General features: G+C 72.7%; 16 protein-coding genes. 8 read left to right on the top strand and 8 right to left on the bottom strand.

The features are described from left to right. Window positions 1-165: 165 nt before the first annotated feature. From ACWGH1_RS29890 to ACWGH1_RS29910, 5 genes are read left to right on the top strand one after another with little or no spacing between them, the layout of a single operon-like run. On the top strand, window positions 166-438 hold the full coding sequence (locus ACWGH1_RS29890; protein ID WP_453353336.1) for a hypothetical protein: 273 nt from the start codon (window positions 166-168) through the stop codon (window positions 436-438). Then, window positions 435-1976: a peptidoglycan-binding protein gene (locus ACWGH1_RS29895; RefSeq protein WP_453409174.1), complete on the top strand. Its 1542-nt coding sequence runs from the start codon at window positions 435-437 to the stop codon at window positions 1974-1976. Before ACWGH1_RS29890 ends, ACWGH1_RS29895 begins: the two co-directional genes overlap by 4 nt. After that, a complete protein-coding gene (locus ACWGH1_RS29900) occupies window positions 1973-2725 on the top strand; it encodes an ABC transporter ATP-binding protein (RefSeq protein ID WP_453354098.1) in 753 nt (250 codons plus the stop codon). Before ACWGH1_RS29895 ends, ACWGH1_RS29900 begins: the two co-directional genes overlap by 4 nt. After that, window positions 2722-3954 (top strand): ABC transporter permease, encoded by a 1233-nt coding sequence (locus ACWGH1_RS29905; RefSeq protein WP_453354097.1) that lies wholly within the window; start codon window positions 2722-2724, stop codon window positions 3952-3954. The genes ACWGH1_RS29900 and ACWGH1_RS29905 overlap by 4 nt, the downstream gene beginning before the upstream one ends. A 40-nt stretch (window positions 3955-3994) precedes the next feature. Beyond that, window positions 3995-4312 carry a hypothetical protein gene (locus ACWGH1_RS29910; protein ID WP_453354096.1) on the top strand — a complete coding sequence of 106 codons (318 nt, stop codon included), beginning with the start codon at window positions 3995-3997 and terminating at the stop codon, window positions 4310-4312. On the opposite strand, the gene ACWGH1_RS29915 is transcribed toward ACWGH1_RS29910, so the two are convergent. Further along, on the bottom strand, window positions 4309-5592 hold the full coding sequence (locus ACWGH1_RS29915; protein WP_453354101.1) for a geranylgeranyl reductase family protein: 1284 nt from the start codon (window positions 5590-5592) through the stop codon (window positions 4309-4311). The genes ACWGH1_RS29910 and ACWGH1_RS29915 overlap by 4 nt on opposite strands. A 109-nt stretch (window positions 5593-5701) precedes the next feature. Here ACWGH1_RS29915 and ACWGH1_RS29920 point away from each other — a divergent pair, with 109 nt between their 5' ends. After that, the gene (locus ACWGH1_RS29920; RefSeq protein WP_453354095.1) at window positions 5702-6241 is read left to right on the top strand and encodes a GNAT family N-acetyltransferase; all 540 of its coding nucleotides are present in this window, start codon (window positions 5702-5704) and stop codon (window positions 6239-6241) included. A 144-nt stretch (window positions 6242-6385) separates the two neighbouring features. On the opposite strand, the gene ACWGH1_RS29925 is transcribed toward ACWGH1_RS29920, so the two are convergent. The 6 genes from ACWGH1_RS29925 to ACWGH1_RS29950 form a co-directional block, all read right to left on the bottom strand. Then, window positions 6386-7306 carry a glutaminase gene (locus ACWGH1_RS29925; protein WP_453354100.1) on the bottom strand — a complete coding sequence of 307 codons (921 nt, stop codon included), beginning with the start codon at window positions 7304-7306 and terminating at the stop codon, window positions 6386-6388. Between the two features lie 62 nt (window positions 7307-7368). Further along, window positions 7369-8061, bottom strand: a complete 693-nt coding sequence (locus tag ACWGH1_RS29930; RefSeq protein ID WP_453354094.1) for a demethylmenaquinone methyltransferase — start codon at window positions 8059-8061, stop codon at window positions 7369-7371. An 86-nt stretch (window positions 8062-8147) separates the two neighbouring features. After that, window positions 8148-8792, bottom strand: coding sequence for an imidazolonepropionase-like domain-containing protein (locus ACWGH1_RS29935; RefSeq protein ID WP_453354093.1), 645 nt, complete (start codon window positions 8790-8792; stop codon window positions 8148-8150). 52 nt (window positions 8793-8844) lie between these two features. Then, window positions 8845-10044 carry a cyclic dehypoxanthinyl futalosine synthase gene (gene mqnC / locus ACWGH1_RS29940; RefSeq protein ID WP_453354092.1) on the bottom strand — a complete coding sequence of 400 codons (1200 nt, stop codon included), beginning with the start codon at window positions 10042-10044 and terminating at the stop codon, window positions 8845-8847. Window positions 10045-10144: 100 nt separating this feature from the next. After that, window positions 10145-11755 (bottom strand): serine/threonine-protein kinase, encoded by a 1611-nt coding sequence (locus ACWGH1_RS29945; RefSeq protein WP_453409175.1) that lies wholly within the window; start codon window positions 11753-11755, stop codon window positions 10145-10147. Between the two features lie 223 nt (window positions 11756-11978). Then, a complete protein-coding gene (locus tag ACWGH1_RS29950; RefSeq protein ID WP_453357220.1) occupies window positions 11979-12845 on the bottom strand; it encodes a menaquinone biosynthetic enzyme MqnA/MqnD family protein in 867 nt (288 codons plus the stop codon). A 237-nt stretch (window positions 12846-13082) separates the two neighbouring features. On the opposite strand from ACWGH1_RS29950, the gene ACWGH1_RS29955 reads away from it, so the two are divergent. Next, window positions 13083-13286: a cold-shock protein gene (locus ACWGH1_RS29955; RefSeq protein WP_007265804.1), complete on the top strand. Its 204-nt coding sequence runs from the start codon at window positions 13083-13085 to the stop codon at window positions 13284-13286. Window positions 13287-13467: 181 nt separating this feature from the next. Here the strand turns inward: ACWGH1_RS29955 and ACWGH1_RS29960 are convergent, their stop codons facing one another. Beyond that, a complete protein-coding gene (locus ACWGH1_RS29960) occupies window positions 13468-15153 on the bottom strand; it encodes a lytic transglycosylase domain-containing protein (RefSeq protein ID WP_453409176.1) in 1686 nt (561 codons plus the stop codon). 743 nt (window positions 15154-15896) lie between these two features. Between ACWGH1_RS29960 and ACWGH1_RS29965 the strand changes: the two genes are divergently transcribed. Further along, window positions 15897-16274, top strand: a complete 378-nt coding sequence (locus ACWGH1_RS29965; protein WP_453352956.1) for a nuclear transport factor 2 family protein — start codon at window positions 15897-15899, stop codon at window positions 16272-16274. Window positions 16275-16925 lie beyond the last annotated feature (651 nt).

Genomic DNA, 16925 nt, shown 5'->3' on the forward strand with positions numbered 1-16925 from the left:
TTCGCTCCACTGCTCGCCCTGTGCCTTTCCCTGACGGCATGCGGAGGTGAGAAGGAGCCCAAGGCAAGCGATAGTCCGCCCCCCACGCAGCAGGAAATCGCCTACCACGAATGTCTGAAAAAGCATGGGGTCGGCATTGTTTACCGAGGCAACGGAATGCCCTACGTGGACAAGACGAAGCCCTGGAACGAAGAGGCGCACACCGCGTGTGCCTCGCTGTATCCGGCGCCGCGCACTCTCGGCCCGGCCGACCCCGATCAGCTCGCCGCCGCGCGGGAGCAGGCCGACTGCATGCGGGCCGAGGGCATCTCCTGGTATCCGGATCCGGACCCGGTCACGGCCGAGATCGACCAGACCAAGGGCGGTACCCCCGAGCAGTGGTCCGCCCTCAAGCGGGACCACGCCGACGCCCTGCGGAAGTGCCGGCCGGCGAGATGAGCGGACTCGACCACACCGCGGAAACGGTGCCGGCCCCGGCGTCCGCCGAAGACGACCGCGGCGGGCTCGCCCGGGGGCGGCGGGTCGTCCTCGGGGTCGTCGGCGGCGCCACGCTGATGGCGGTCGGCGGCCTCCTGGCCACGGCACTGGTGAAGTCGCCGGCACAGGTGGCTGCGGAGGCCGGGCCGCCGGCGCAGGGCGCGCTGACCGCGGAGGTCGAGCGACGGGTCCTCGCCGAGACGGTGGTGATGCGCGGGACCGTGGTGGCCGGCCAGAGCGTCACCGTCTCGCCCCAGGGGCTGCGGACGGGCGAGGGCTCCGGGGCCGCGGTGGTGACCAAGCTGCCGCTGAAACCCGGGGATCCGGTCAAGACCGGACAGCTGCTCGCCGAGGTGTCCGGACGGCCGGTGTTCGCGCTGCACGGCAGCCTGCCGATGTACCGGGACCTCAAGCCGGGTGCCAGCGGTGACGATGTCGCGCAGCTCCAGCAGGCGCTGCGCGAGCTCGGGCACGCCACCGGCGAGGACGCCCGCGGGCATTTCGGCCCCGGTACGAAGGCGGCCCTCGCCGCCCGGTACAAGGCGGTCGGATACGACCCGCTGCCGGCCGTCGCGGACGGCGGCTCGGCGCTGAAGGCCGCCCGGGAGGCGGTGCGGTCGGCCCAGTGGGCGGTGGAGGACGCCGGCGGAGCGGGCGGAGCCGGCGCAGGCACCGGGCAGCCCGCCCCCGGCGCGACGCCCGGCCCGGGCTCCCGCCCCGGCAAAGCCCCCGGCTCCGGCCCCGGGCGCGAGCTCGCCCGCGCCCGGGAGGCCCTCGCAGAGGCACGGACCGCTCTGGCCGCCGCGGAAGCCGCGGACGGGCCGATGCTGCCCGCCGCCGAGACCGTGTTCCTCGGGAACTTCCCGGCCCGCGTCGGCTACGTCGGCGGCCAGGTCGGGGCGGCCGCATCCGGACCGGTGCTGACGCTGTCCGCGGGGGAACTCGTCGTGGAGGCCTACCTCAAAGAGGACAAGAAGCAGCTGCTGCGCGCCGGAATGACCGTGCTGATCTCCTCCGAGCTCGCCGGCAGCGACGCCCGGGGCAAGGTCGCGGCGGTCGCCGCCGAGCGGTCGGGAGCCCCGGCGGCCGGACGAACGCAGCAGGACCAGGCACAGGGACAGGGCCAGGAAGCCAAGGGCACGGGCGGCGGGGGCGGCACGGGTGGCGGGAGCGGCGGCGGTGATCCCGGCTACCGCATGGTCATCCGCCCCGACCAGCCGCTGCCCGCGTCGTTCGCCGGGCAGGACGTACGGCTGACCGTGGAGTCCGCCGCCACGGACGGCGAAGCCCTCGTGGTCCCGGTCACCGCGGTCTCCGCCGGTGCGGACGGGCGGACGGTGGTCACCGCCCAGGGCGCCGACGGCGCGCAGCGCCGTATCGAGGTCCGCATCGGCACCAGCGGAGACGGCCATGTGGCCGTCGCCCCCGTCCAGCCGGGCGCCCTCACGGCCGGGACCCGGGTGGTCGTCGGAGCCGCGCCCAAGGGGGCGCCCCGATGAGACTGCGTTTCCCGGGCGCCGCCATCGCCCGCGCCGGAACCCCCGGCCACGGCCCGGCCGCCGACGAGGCGGCGGAAGGAACAGCGCCCGTCATCGAGTTCCGCGGTGTCGGGCTCACCTATCCCGGGCCGCCTCCCGTCGAGGCGTTGCACCCCTTCGACCTGGCCGTGGGACGCGGGGAGTTCATCACGGTCGTCGGGCCCTCCGGTTCCGGGAAGTCCACCTTCCTCAACGTCGCCGGGCTGCTGGACTCCCCCACGTGCGGCCGCTACCTCCTCGACGGGATCGACACCGCCGCCCTGCCGGACCGGCAGCGCACGGCTTTGCGCGGGCGCCGCATCGGCTTCGTCTTCCAGTCCTTCCACCTCCTGTCGCACCGGTCCGCCCTGGAGAACGTCACCCTCGCCATGCTCTACACCGAAGTCCCGCGCGCGCAGCGCCTCGTACGGGCCCGAGCGGCCCTGGAGCAGGTCGGGCTCGGGCACCGGGCACATGCCGTCCCCGGGCGGCTCTCCGGCGGGGAACGCCAGCGCGTCGCCATCGCCCGCGCGCTCGTCGGACGTCCGTCGCTGCTGCTGTGCGACGAGCCGACCGGCAACCTCGACTCCGCCAACGCCGCCTCCGTCCTCGCGCTGCTCGACGAACTGCACGCCTCCGGCATGACCGTTCTCCTGATCACCCACGACCCCGGGGTCGCCGCCCGGGGCCGGCGGACCGTCACCATCCGGGACGGGCGGCTCTCCGGGTGAGCGCCGTCCGCCCCACCCGGCTGTCCGCGCGCGACACCGTCTCCGAGGCGGTCGCCGGGATGCTGCGCCGTCCCGGCCGGGCCGTGCTGACCGCCCTCGGCACCGTCCTCGGCGTCGGCAGCTTCGTCGCCGTGCTGGGCCTGACCGCCACCATCTCCTCGCAGATCGACGGCCGTTTCAACGTCCTCACGGCCACCGAGGTGACCGTCGAGGACGTCGCCGCACAGCACGACGCGTTCGCCGGCCCGGCCTTCCCCGCCGATGCCGAACAGCGGCTGCGCCAGGTCGCCGGTATCGCCCACGCCGGGGTGCTGTGGACCGTGCGGCTCGACCGGAAGACCCCGGTCGGGGCGCTCCCGCCGACCGCCGGCCCGGGCGCGGCGGGCACCACGGGCGGAACCTCCGTGGTCGCCGCCTCCCCCGGGGCCGTCGCCGCCCTGGCGCCGACGCTGGCGCAGGGCCGGCTCTACGACGAGTACGCCGAGCGCGACCACCTGAGGATCGTGCTGATCGGTGGCGGCGTGGCCGAGCGCCTCGGCATCACCACCCTCGCCACCCGGCCCGTGGTCTACGTGGGCGAGGAGCCGTTCACCGTCGCCGGCATCGTCGGCGACGTCGAACGCCGCCCCGAGCACCTGCTGTCGGTCCTGGTCCCCCGGGCCACCGCCGAGGAGCTGTGGGGGCCGCCGGGCCCGTCCGACGCCCAGGTGCTCATCGCCACCGACCTCGGCGCCGCCCGCCAGGTCGCCGACCTCGCCCCGCTCGCGCTGCGCCCCGACCACCCCGAGTACCTGAAGGCCGTACCGCCGCCGGACCCGCGCCTGTTGCGCTCGGGGGTCACCTCGGACCTGAGCGCGCTCTTCCTCCTGCTCGCCGGGATCTGCCTGGTCATCGGAGCGGTCGGGATCGCCAACACCACGCTCGTCGCCGTGCTGGAGCGGACGGCGGAGATCGGGCTGCGCCGGGCGCTCGGCGCCCGGGGCCGGCACGTCTCGGCCCAGTTCCTCACCGAGTCCGCCGCCCTCGGGGGACTCGGTGGTCTGGTGGGCACCTCGTTGGGCGAACTGACCGTGGTCGCCGTCTCGCTGGCCCGCGACTGGACCCCGGTGATCCACCCGGCCACGGTCGTCGCCGCGCCGGTCGCCGGGCTGGTCACCGGACTGCTGGCCGGGCTCCATCCCGCCTGGCGGGCGGCCCGTGTCGAACCGGCCGAAGCCCTGCGAAGATAGCTGGGGCGCAGTGCCCGATTCGCCCCAGGAGGTGTGGTCCGTGATCACCGAGCCGTACGAACGCCACGGGTCCGGCGGCGATCCCACCGCCCTCCCCGCCGCAGGCGGGCTCGCCCTCCTCGCCCTCGGCGGCTGGCTGCTCACCACCACCCGCCCCTGGGCGAAGCCGAGCCACCCGGTGACCCTCGGCCTCGACTGGACGGCCTCCGGGGTACTGCTGCTGTGGGGGCTGGTCCTGCTGGCCCGCTGCGTACGCACGGTGCACGCGACCCCGTACGAAGACCTCCCCGCCCTCGCCCAGGACGGAGCGGGCCGCCCCGGATACCCTCCGGTCCGGCCCGCCGACACCGCGGACTAGGCCTTCGGGGCCACCTTCGACAGGCCGTTGATGATGCGGTCCATCGCGTCGCCGCCCGTCGGGTCGGTCAGGTTGGCCAGCATCTTGAGGGTGAACCTCATCAGCACCGGGTGGCTCAGGCCGCGCTGGGCGGCGACCTTCATCACCTTCGGGTTGCCGATCAGCTTCACGAACGCGCGGCCCAGCGTGTAGTAGCCGCCGTAGGTCTCCTTGAGCACCTTCGGGTAGCCGTGCAGGGCCAGCTCGCGCTGCGCCGGGGTGGCGCGGGCGTGGGCCTGGACGATGACCTCCGCCGCGATCTGCCCCGACTCCATCGCATAGGCGATGCCCTCGCCGTTGAACGGGTTGACGAGCCCGCCCGCGTCACCGACCAGCAGCAGGCCCTTGGTGTAGTGCGGCTGCCGGTTGAAGGCCATCGGCAGGGCCGCGCCGCGGATCGGCTGCGTCATGTTCTCGGGGGTGTACCCCCAGTCCTCCGGCATGGACGCGCACCAGGCCTTGAGGACCTCGCGCCAGTCCAGCTCCTTGAACGCGGAGGAGGAGTTGAGGATGCCGAGGCCCACGTTGGACGTGCCGTCGCCCATGCCGAAGATCCAGCCGTAGCCGGGCAGCAGCCGGTCCTGGGTGCCGCGCCGGTCCCACAGCTCCAGCCAGGACTCCAGGTAGTCGTCGTCGTGCCGCGGCGAGGTGAAGTACGTGCGCACCGCCACGCCCATCGGGCGGTCCTCGCGCCGGTGCAGGCCCATCGCCAGTGACAGCCGCGAGGAGTTGCCGTCGGCGGCGACGACCAGCGGCGCCTTGAAGGTGACCGGCGTCTTCTCCTCGCCCAGCTTCGCCTGCACACCGGTGATGTGGCCGGTGCGCGGGTCCCGGACGGGCTCGCCGACGTTGCAGCGCTCGTACAGCCGCGCGCCCGCCTTCTGTGCCTGACGGGCCAGGGTCTCGTCGAAGTCGTCGCGCTTGCGGACCAGTCCGTAGTCCGGGAAGGAGGCGAGTTCCGGCCAGTCCAGCTGGAGCCGCTGCCCGCCGCCGATGATCCGCAGGCCCTTGTTGCGCAGCCAGCCGGCCTCTTCGGAGATGTCGATGCCCATGGAGACCAGCTGCTTGGTGGCGCGCGGGGTCAGCCCGTCGCCGCACACCTTCTCGCGCGGGAAGGCCGTCTTCTCCAGCAGCAGGACGTCCAGTCCCGCCTTGGCGAGGTAGTAGGCGGTGGTGGAACCGGCGGGCCCGGCCCCGACGACGATCACATCAGCGGAGTGTTCGGAGAGGGGCTCGGTCACTGCCTCGGTCACTGCGGGGTCTCCCGAAGGCTCGATAAAGGGTGCCCAACGGCACAGGACACGTGCAGTCTATGCAGCAGGAAAGACCGCGATCAGAAGGGCTACTCCGTTGACTGGCTCGACCACCTCGCCCACCCGGCCACTTCCCGTCGTACGGCTGCGCGTGCCGACCGACGAGGACGCGCGCGGCTGGCACGGCGTCTTCGACGACCCGGACGTCATGGAGTACCTGGGCGGGCCCGCCGAGCTGTCGCTGTACGAGGAGTTCACGGCGCGCCAGCGCATGCACGACGCCCGGCTCGGCTACTGCCTGTGGACCCTGCTGGACCCGGACGGTGCGGTGATCGGCTTCACCGGGGCGCAGCCGTGGCCCGAGACGAAGGCGTGGGGGCCGGTCGGCGAGACAGAGATCGGCTGGCGGCTCGGCCGCGCCCACTGGGGCAAGGGGTACGCGTACGCCGCCGCCCTGGCCACCTTGGACCGGCTCCGGGAGGCGGGCGTACCGCGGGTGGTGGCGGTGATCGACGACGCCAACGCACGGTCCGTGGCGGTGGCGGAGCGCCTTGGCATGACCCTGGCCGGGGCCTTCGACCTCCCGGGCGGCGGCCGCCGCAGGCGCCGCTATGAGCTGACGCTCCGGGCGGAGTGAGGGGGCGGCTGGGGCGGGCCCCGGCGTCCTGCCGCGACCCCGTGCCGCTGGGCCGCCGGACCGCCTGACCTGCCGGACGGAGTCCGGCGCAGCGGCCCGAAGCCCGCGAGGCGCCCCCCGGCGCCGAGCGGTGCGAGGGGCGCGTTAAAAGACGGACATGCCGGTCAGGGTGGTGAACCGGTCGAGGGCCGCCACCCCCGCGACCGAGTTGCCGTGCGCGTCCAGTCCCGGGCTCCACACCGCCAGGGCACACCGGCCGGGCACGACCGCGACGATGCCCCCGCCGACACCGCTCTTGCCGGGCAGGCCGACACGGTAGGCGAACTCGCCCGCCGCGTCGTACGTCCCGCAGGTCAGCATCACCGCGTTGATCTGCTTGGCCCCGCTGCGCGTCAGCAGCCGCGAGCCGTCCGCGCGCAGCCCGTGCCGGGCCAGGACCCGGCCGGCGCGGGCCAGGTCGGCGCAGCTCATCTCGATGGAGCACTGCCAGAAGTAATGGTCCAGCAGGGTCGGTACGGGGTTGTCGATGTTCCCGTACGAAGCCATGAAGTGGGCCAGCGCCGCGTTGCGGTCGCCGTGCTCGTGCTCGGAGGCCGCCACTTCGGCGTCGAAGGCGACGTCCGGGTTGCCGCTCTCCTCGCGCAGGAACTTCAGCAGTTCGCTGCTCGCGTCGCCCGTCAGCGTCTGGAGCCGGTCGGTGACGACGAGGGCGCCCGCGTTGATGAACGGGTTGCGCGGGATGCCGTTCTCGTACTCCAGCTGAACGAGCGAGTTGAACGGGTTGCCGGACGGCTCCCGCCCCACCCGCTCCCACAGGCTGTCGCCGCCCTCGGCCGCCAGCGCCAGGGCTAGCGTGAACACCTTGGTGATCGACTGGGTGGAGAAGGGCTGCTGCCAGTCCCCGACCCCGAAGACCTTGCCGCCCATCGTGACCAGCGCCATCCCGAACTGCGCCGGGTCCATCGCCGCGAGGGCCGGGATGTACTCGGCCGGGGTGCCGCTGCCGACCAGCGGCGCGACGTCCCGCGCGATCTGGTCGAGCACCGCCTGGTAGTCGAAAGGCACGGTGTCGAAGGGCGCAGTGTCGTGCGGTGCGGGGTCCACCGGGTTCGTTCCTCCGTACGCCGCTACGCCTTGGTACCGCGGTGCAGCGCCACGATGCCGCCGCTCAGGTTCCGCCAGGCCACCTTCGACCAGCCGGCCTTCTGCAGCAGCGCGGCGAGCGCGGGCTGGTCCGGCCACTCGCGGATCGACTCGGCCAGGTACACGTACGCGTCGGGGTTGGAGGACACCGCACGGGCCACCGGCGGCAGGGCGCGCATCAGGTACTCCGTGTAGACCGTGCGGAACGGCGCCCACGTCGGCTGGGAGAACTCGCAGATGACCACCTGGCCGCCCGGCTTCGTCACCCGGTACAGCTCGCGCAGCGCCGCGTCGGTGTCCTGGACGTTGCGCAGCCCGAAGGAGATCGTCACCGTGTCGAAGACGTCGTCCCGGAACGGCAGCTTCGTCGCGTCGCCGGCGGTCAGCGGCAGCCAGGCGTGCCGCTTCTTGCCCTCGCGCAGCATCCCGAGGGAGAAGTCACAGGGGACGACGTACGCACCGGTCGCGGCGAAGGGCAGCGAGGACGTCGCCGTACCGGCGGCCAGGTCCAGGACCTTGTGCCCGGGGCGCGCGCCGACCGCCTTGGCGGCCTCCTTGCGCCACAGCCGGGCCTGGCCGAGGGAGAGCACGTCGTTGGTGAGGTCGTAGTTCGCCGCGACACCGTCGAACATGGAGGCGACTTCGTGCGGCTGCTTGTCCAGGGAAGCGCGGGTCACTGGCGTAGGCCCCTCGGTGCGGTGTGGCTCGGGTCGGTCGATACCGGGCCATTCTCGCAGGCGGCCCCGGCGCCGCCGCGCCCGGCTCAGCGTCGGCGGTGCAGCAGCCGGCCGCCGATGACGGTGGCCACACAGCTGGTCGCGCCCTGCTCCAGCAGGTCCCGCGCGTCGGCCGCCGCGAACACCGCGAACCGGGCGGGGACGCCCGCCCCCAGCACCCCGTGGAACGCCTCCTCGGCGGCGGTGAGTCCGGCCAGCGGGTCCAGGGACGGCGGAGCCCCGTACGGCAGCGGCGCCAGGACCGTCAGCCCCGACCGCACCACCGCGGTCCGCACCGCCGGCACCGTCAGCCGCCCGGCCACCGCCACCACTCCGCGCGCCAGCAGCCTCTGCGTGGCCCGCCGGGCGCTGTTGCCCCAGCGGGACTCGGTCATCCTCAGGCCGGCGACGGCCTCGGCCCCGCTGATGGGGCCGGCCCCGAGCTCGCTGGTCTCGTACGGGTCGTCCGGGTAGTACGTCCGCTCCAGCAGCTCGTCCGCCCCGCGCACCAGCAGCCCCGGGGTCAGCACCCCGGGCCAGCGGCGGACCCGCGCGTGCGCGAAGGCCGCGCCGAGCTCCTCGTACGGTCCGACGCGGGCGATCCGGTCGCCCTCGACGAGGACCGCCCCGCCGGGCAGCGCGGCGCGGCCCGGCCCGGGGACGAGGAGTTCGGCGGTGTGGATCGTCAGCACGGGCGGTCAGTTCGTCAGTCGGCGGGCGGTCGGTCGGCGGGGCGGCGGGCGGTCAGTTCGAGGAGATGAGCTTCAGCTCGGGGTGCGCCGTACCGCCCGCGATGGCGGTGGAGGAGATGTGCGACACCACGCGGTCATCGACCGGGTCGTTCGCCGGGTCGTCGTGCACGAGGAGGTGCTCGTACGTCGTCGCGCGCTGCGCCGGGACCCGGCCCGCCTTGCGGATCAGGTCGATGATCTCCTGGCGGTTCGAGCGGTGCTTGGCACCGGCCGAGGAGACCACGTTCTCCTCCAGCATGATCGAGCCGAGGTCGTCGGCGCCGTAGTGCAGGGACAGCTGGCCCGCCTCCTTGCCGACGGTCAGCCAGGAGCCCTGGATGTGGGCGATGTTGTCGAGGAAGAGCCGCGCGATCGCGATCATCCGCAGGTACTCGAAGACCGTGGCCTGCGTCCGGCCCTTGAGGTGGTTGTTCTCGGGCTGGTACGTGTACGGGATGAACGCGCGGAAGCCGCCCGTGCGGTCCTGCGTGTCACGGATCATGGCGATGTGCTCGATGCGCTCGGCGTTGGTCTCGCCCGTGCCCATCAGCATGGTGGAGGTGGACTCGACGCCCAGCTCGTGGGCGATCTCCATGATCTCCAGCCAGCGCTCGCCGGACTCCTTGAGCGGGGCGATCGCCTTGCGCGGCCGCTCCGGCAGCAGTTCGGCGCCGGCCCCCGCGAAGGAGTCGAGACCGGCGGCGTGGATGCGGCGGATGGCCTCTTCGGCGCTCACCCCCGAGATCCGGGCCATGTGGTCGACCTCGGACGCGCCGAGGGAGTGGATGACCAACTGGGGGAACGCCTTCTTGATGGCGGAGAAGTGGTGCTCGTAGTACTCGACGCCGTAGTCCGGGTGGTGGCCGCCCTGGAACATGATCTGCGTGCCGCCGAGCTCCACGGTCTCCGCGCAGCGGCGCAGGATGTCGTCGAGGTCGCGGGACCAGCCCTTCTTCGTGTCCTTGGGGGCCGCGTAGAAGGCGCAGAACTTGCAGGCGGTGACACACACGTTGGTGTAGTTGATGTTGCGCTCGATGATGTACGTCGCGATGTGCTCGGTACCCGCGTAGCGCAGCCGGCGCGCGGCGTCGGCGGCCTGGCCGAGCGCGTGCAGCGGGGCGTGCCGGTAGAGGTCGAGCGCCTCTTCCTTGGTGATCCGGCCCCCTGCGGCGGCACGGTCGAGGACAGACTGGAGAGCGGCCTGGTCGGTCACCGGTGCTTCACCTTTCGGCGGTGTGTCAAGGTCCGGACCGAGCCAGCCTACGCCAGGGCCGTCCGCGGGCGGCCTTCAGGGCCGGGGCGCCCGGGGCGGCTCACGGGCTGCGGGTGAGGTCGCCCTCCGGGTTTCCGGCCGCCCGGTCGCCGGACCTGTAGTGGAGGGTTCCGTTCGGGTTGAGGGTGAAGCGCTCGTCGGCCGAGCCGTTGGAGCAGATGCCGGGGGCCGGGTTGGGGCCGCCGGCCGTATCGAGGATGAGGGAGCGGTCGGTGGCGGAGGCCAGCTTCCAGTCGCCGCTGCAGTCGGTGTCGAAGAGCGGGATGACGGACTTGTCCCGGGCCACCACCTCGCCGGTCCGGCCGCCCTTGATGGTGATCTCGAACTGCCCGGGGGCCCCGAGGTTGGTGGTGGTCGCCCCCTTCCACGTGCCGATCAGCGCCTTCGGCACCGTGTCCCGGGTGCCGGCGGAAGGACTGCCCGAGGGACTGGCGGAGGCGCCGGCGGAAGGGCTCGCCGAGGCGGACGGCTTGCTCCCGATGGGCGGCCGGTGCGCTTCCCCGCCCCCGCCGGGCAGCAGCCCCAGCCCGTACAGGCCGCCGGACAGCGCCGCCAGTACGGCCGCCACCGAGACGACCAGCGTGCAGCTGACCCGGCGGCGCCCGCCGCGGCCTTGCCCGTGACCGTCTTCGCCGTCACCTACGGGTTCCGCGCCGCGGCGCGCGGCGCCGTCGCCCGTCCGGGTGTCGGCGTGGTCGAGTGAACCGCCGTCGCCGGGCGGCCCGTAGGGCCCGTACGAGACCGCGCCGCCGGCCACCTCGGAGTCCAGGTTCAGCAGCGCCACCGCCGCCCGGCTCGCCTCCTCCACCAGGGGCGCGGGCAGCCAGCCCGGCGTGCGCAGGGCGCCGTTCAGCGCCGCCGCGACGGCCGCCGGGGCCGGGCGGTCTGCGGGCGCCTTGGCCAGGCAGGCCTCGATGAGCTCGCGCAGCTGCCCGGGCGGGACCCCGTCGAGCTCCGGCGGCTCGTGCACGACCTTGTAGAGCAGCGCCGCCGAGTGGTCCCCGGTGAACGGCGGTCGCCCGCTCGCCGCGAAGGCCAGTACCGCGCCGAGGGAGAACACGTCCGCCGCCCCGGTGACCCCTTTGCCGATGATCTGCTCCGGCGCCATGTAGCCCGGCGAGCCGACGGAGACCCCGGTGGAGGTGAGGGAGGCGGTGCCGGCGGTGGCCCGGGCGATCCCGAAGTCGATCAGCCGCGGTCCGGGCCCCTCCAGCGTCAGCATCACGTTCGACGGCTTCACGTCCCGGTGTACGAGGCCCAGCGCGTGCACCGCCACCAGGGCGCGGGCGAGCCCCTCGCCGAGGGCCCGTACCGACGGCTCGGGCAGCGCGCCGTGCGCCGCCACCGCCCGGTCCAGGGAGGGGCCCGCCACGTAACCGGCCGCCACCCAGGGCACCTCCGCGTCCGGGTCGGCGTCCAGCACGGGCGCCGTCCACTCCCCGCCGACCCGCCTCGCGGCCGCCACCTCGCGGCGGAACCGGGCACGGAACTCCGGGTCCGCGGCGAACTGCGGGTGCACGACCTTGACGGCGACGGTCCGGCCCCCCGCGCTCCGCCCGAGGTACACCCGGCCCATGCCGCCCGCGCCCAGCCGGCCGAGCAGCCGGTACGCGCCGATGGTCCGCGGGTCACCGGCTTCGAGCGGCTGCATCGCGTCCCTCCCCCGTCCCCTGTGTTCCCCTGTGTTCCCCTGTGGCGTGGCCAAGGAGCACCTTAGGGCGGGGACGGACGGGAGCGGCCCCGATTGCCGGTTTCCGGCGGGCACCCGGAAGTGAAAGGCGAACGAATTCCCGGGAAACGGATATACCCCGTTCCGCGGTACGGAAAGGATTCGCGCAGGCGTTCCCCTTCTCGTTCAGCCGACATAAGCCGCACTAATGGCCGGGCACGGCCGCCGCTGACAGCAGTTCCACCGCCACGTCCCCCGAGTACCCGGAGGCGGAACCGGTACGGCGGGCGAATTCCCGCACGCCCGCCAGCTGGTCCGGGCCGAAGCGGAAGTCGAGGGTGGTGAAGTACCGCTCCAGCAGCTCGGCGTCGAAGGCCTCCCAGCGCGCCGCCTGCTCGGCGACCTTGGTGACCTCCTCCAGGGAGACGTCCCGGGAGGCGAGGAAGGCCTCGTGGACCTTGCGCACGACGACGGGCTCGCGGGCGAGGTAGTCCTTGCGGGCGGCCCAGACGGCGAAGACGAACGGCAGCCCGGTCCACTCCTTCCACATCTGCCCCAAGTCGTGCACGGCCAGGCCGAGCCGGGGCGCGTCGTGCAGCGAAGCGCGCAGCGCGGCGTCCCCGATCAGGACCGCCGCCTCGGCCTCCTGCATCATCAGCCCCAGGTCAGGGGGGCAGGTGTAGTAGTCGGGGCGTACCCCGTACTGCTCGGCGAGCAGCAGCTGGGCGAGCCGGACGGAGGTCCGGGAGGTCGATCCGAGGGCCACCCGGGCGCCGTCGAGCCGGTCCAGGGGGACCTGCGAGACGATCACGCAGGACATCACGGGGCCGTCGCAGCCCACGGCGAGATCGGGGAAGGCGACGAGCTGGTCGGAGTTGCGCAGGAACTCCACGAGGGTGATCGGCGCGATGTCCAGGTCCCCCTGGACGAGCCGTTCGCTCAGCTTCTCGGGGGTGTCCTTCGTCAGCTCCAGGTCCAGCAGCGTGCCGGTTCTGGCCAGCCCCCAGTAGAGCGGGAGGCAGTTCAGGAACTGGATGTGGCCGACCCGGGGCCGGCTGCGATAGACGTCCACATCGCGAGACTAGCCCCCGGGGTCCCGTCAGCCTTCGGGCGGGTCTCAAACGTCCGAGTGACGTGATCTTTCCCTCTGGTCTCGGCCGCAGGGTGCGTGCTAGGCTCGACGCAAGTTGCAGTTTGGTTTCCCTTGCAGTACGAGGCCTGCGGAGAATGTGACCCGCAGGCTTTTGTAGTTTTCAGACTTCTTAGCAGGTTCTGGAGCAGGGCGACCCTTTGGCCCATAGGAGGGCTCATGGCTACCGGAACCGTGAAGTGGTTCAACGCTGAAAAGGGCTTCGGCTTCATCGCCCAGGACGGCGGCGGCCCGGATGTCTTCGTCCACTACTCCGCGATCAACGCCTCTGGCTTCCGCTCCCTCGAGGAGAACCAGCAGGTCAACTTCGACGTCACGCAGGGTCCGAAGGGCCCGCAGGCGGAGAACGTCACCCCGGCCTAGTCGCCTGGCCGACCGGATCGCGGTTGGATTAGCAGTACCCAAGGAGCCCTGCCTCCTCCGTGCGAGCGGAGGTGGCGGGGCTCCTGCCTTTTCGTCCCCGCCCGTGTCTCCTGTCCGGGTCCGCACGTGCGAGCGCCCCCGGCACCGTGCGTACGGGGCCGGGGGCGCTCGGAGTTCGGCCTTACGGCTTGGCGGCCGTGGAGGTCGGGGTGGGTGTGGGGGGCGGGGTGGGCGTGGGGGTCGCCGGGGCGGTGATCTTGAGCTCCAGGATCAGCTCCACCTTCTCCGGCGTGACGACCCGGAGGAAGTACGTCCCCGGTGCCACGTCCGTGGTGAACAGCTCCGGCAGGGTGATGTTCCCGTCGGCGTCGCTGGGCGCGAGGTCCAGGGTGAACAGCTTCTTGCCGTCCCCGCCCTTGAAGTACGGACCCGCCGCCTTCGCCGGGTCCACCGGGACCCACACTCCGTCCTTGTCCTTCACACCCAGGCCCGCGGTGGCCTTCGTACCGGCGACCGGCTGGCCCTCGGAGGTCGCGAGGAGCCCGAACCCCTTGACGCTGGTGCCGGCGACGGCCTCCAGCGGCTTCGTACCGCCGTCGGCCCGCACCAGCAGGTCCGCGAGGACCGGCTTGGCGGTGACGGTGCCCTTGAGCGTCACCGTGAACTGGTTCGCGTCGTAGGCCGAGGCCCGGAAGGAGAAGGTGCCGGCCTTCGGGCCCGCGGTGAGCCGGGGCACGCGCGCGATGCCCTGGCCGTCGGTGAGGACGACGACGTCGGCCTTCTTGGTGTCTTGGAAGAGCGTGCCGCCGGTGGTGTCCGCCTCGACGACGAACACGACCTTCTGTCCGACGGCCGGCTTGCCGTCGGTGAGCACCGCCTTGAACTCGGCGTCGGCGGTGAACGCGGCCCCGGCCTCGGCCTTGAGCTCCGGATCGCCGACCAGCTCCAGCTTGGCCAGCCGGGGGGCCGGCGGCTTCGGCTTCTCGGGCTCGGCCGGCGGCTTGGTCGCCGGGGGCTTGGTGGCGGGCGGCTGGGGCGCCGGGGGCCGGGGGGTGGGCGGGGGGGCCGTGACCGGGGACGTCGGGTAGTTGCCCGCGGGCGGGTTGGGCACCTCGGCGACGCCGCCGTCCTGGTACTGGCGCATGTACCCGAGCACGGAGTTCACGTAGTCGCGGGAGTTGTTGTAGCTGAGGATCGCCTGGTCGAGCTTGGCCGGATCGGAGAGGTCCCGGTCGCCCGCGCAGAGGTAGAGGCCGGCGCCCAGGGCGGCGTCGTAGATGTTGTTCGGGTCGCGCTTGCCGTCGGCGTTGCCGTCGGCGCCCCAGGCCTTCCAGGTCTCAGGGATGAACTGGAGCGGCCCGACGGCCCGGTCGTACTCGGTGTCCCCGTCCCACTCGCCCTTGTCGCTGTCCTTGATCTGGGCGAAGCCGTTGCCGTCGAGGCGGGGCCCGCGGATCGGCTTCTCGGTGTACCCGTCGGACTTGAGCCCATAGCCGGAGGCGTGCACGGACTCGACCCTGCCGATGCCCGCCACCAACTGCCAGGGCAGGTTGCAGTGGGGCAGCGCGGCGGCCACCGACACGGCGGCGCGCTTGTACGCGTCGAGGGCGGTCCCGGGTATCCCGCTGGCCCCTTCGGGGGCGACGGCCCCGGGCGGCGGGGGCGGGTCTGCGACCAGGTCCGGCAGATCCAGCCGGGCGTCACCGCGGTCGGTGGCCTGCGGACTGTCGGGCGTGGGCTCGGACTCCCCGGCTCCGGCGGTCGGTGTGTTGGTCACGACCGCGGCGGTGGTCAGGCTGGCCGCGAGCGCGGCTGTGCACAGGACCTTGCGCGAGGTGTTGACTACGTGGCGGTGAAGCGGCTTCACAGTGCGGCGATCCCCCCAAGGCGGCCGACAGGACGTGTGGCTGGTCGAACCGTGAATATTCTGTCTATCAGGTATTCACCGACGACTCGCCGTCGGCCCGGCAGTTATGACACACCATTCGTCTCACCTTCGCCGGGTGTTGGGCGGGGCGGGGGTGCGGGGGGCGGGGGGCGGGGGGGCTTCGGGGGCGGTGTCCCCTTGGGCGGTATCGGGGAGGTGCTGGGGGTTTCCCGTCAGTCCACTGTCCTTTCGTGTCGGTCCGGCCCGTCAAGGGCGCTCCTTCGTCGCGTCGCTTCGCGATGGCCTCCGGCCACCCTTGACTGTCCGTCCCGCCCCGAAAAGCCAAAGACTGCCGGGAAGCCCCCGAAGAACGGCCGGGCCGTTCGGGCTCACAATCCAGCCCCGCCGGCGATGGAAGCGGGGACTCTGGGGCGGAGCCCCAGGAAGCCCCGAGCGCAGCGAGGGGCCCACCCACGGTGCCGCAGATCGCTACGCGCTCCCCCGAGACAGCGACTGCGGCCCGCCACGGGCTGGACATAAGCCGCCACCGATCGCTACACAGCTGACCTCATCTGGCGTCGACCAGCCCGTCATCGGCTGGACATAGACCGCCCAGACCGTCACCAACACCTCTCTGTAGGCGGGTGCAGGCTGAAAGGGGGCGAACCCCACCGGCCAAGGCAACTGGCGTGCTCTGATGTCGATCAGACCGGCGGTCCCGAAGGTTCTACGAGAATGGCGCAATGAGCGATGCAGACGATGTAGGGGCAGCAATCGTGGGTGAGTTGCGGTTGATGGACCCCAGCGTGCGCACGTCGCGGGCACTCGCACGACGGCTCATGGACCCGGAGTTCGTTGAGGTCGGCGCCTCGGGTAGGCGCTGGACGTACGACGAGATGTTGGCGGCCCTACCGGAGATGGATGGTGCGGCAGAAGACGGGCCGCGCTACGAGCCGTCGGAGATGACCGGTGCCGTGCTGGCTCCCGGGCTGGTGCATCTCACCTATACGACCGTGATCGACGGGCAGTGGGCGCGGCGGAGTTCGTTGTGGCGCAGGCATGACGACATGTGGCGCATGTACTACCACCAGGCGACCCCCGTACCGCCCGTGGCCCGGTAGCAACAGAACATCTCGGGGGACCTGAGGCGCGGAACGGCCGTCTTCGCCCCCGATGACGGTCACTTCGACGCCAGGGCCAGTGAGATGTCGTGGGCCCACTGCGGGCGCCCCCCGGGAAGGCATTGATGGCGGTTTGGGCGTCTTATTGCCATGTGATGACGGGCTGATCGACGCCAGATGAGGTCAGCTGTGTAGCGATCGGTGGCGGCTTATGTCCAGCCCATGGCGGGCCGCGGACGCCGTGTCGGGGGAGCGCGTAGCGATCTGCGGCGTGGTGGGTGGGCCCCCTCGCTGCGCTCGGGGCTGGATCGGACGGCTGTTCACGGGCTTCGGGCTGCGGTCGCTGAGGAGCCTGCACGTGGGACCCGAACGGCCCGGCCGTTCTTGGGGGGGTTTCTCGGCAGTCTTTGGCTTTTCGGGGCGGGGCGGTCGGTCAAGGGTGGCCGAAGGCCATCGCGAAGCGACGCGACGACGAGGAACGAGGAGGAGCACCCTTGACGGGCCGGCACGACACGAAAGGACAGTGGACTGACGGGAAACCCCCAGCACCCCACCGACCCCGCCCAAGCGGACCCCGCCCCCAGACCCCCCGCACCCCACCAATCCCCCGCCCCGCCGCACCCCCGCCTTCCCATCCACCGCCCCGCCCCC

Source organism: Streptomyces sp. NPDC054883, from assembly GCF_053610645.1.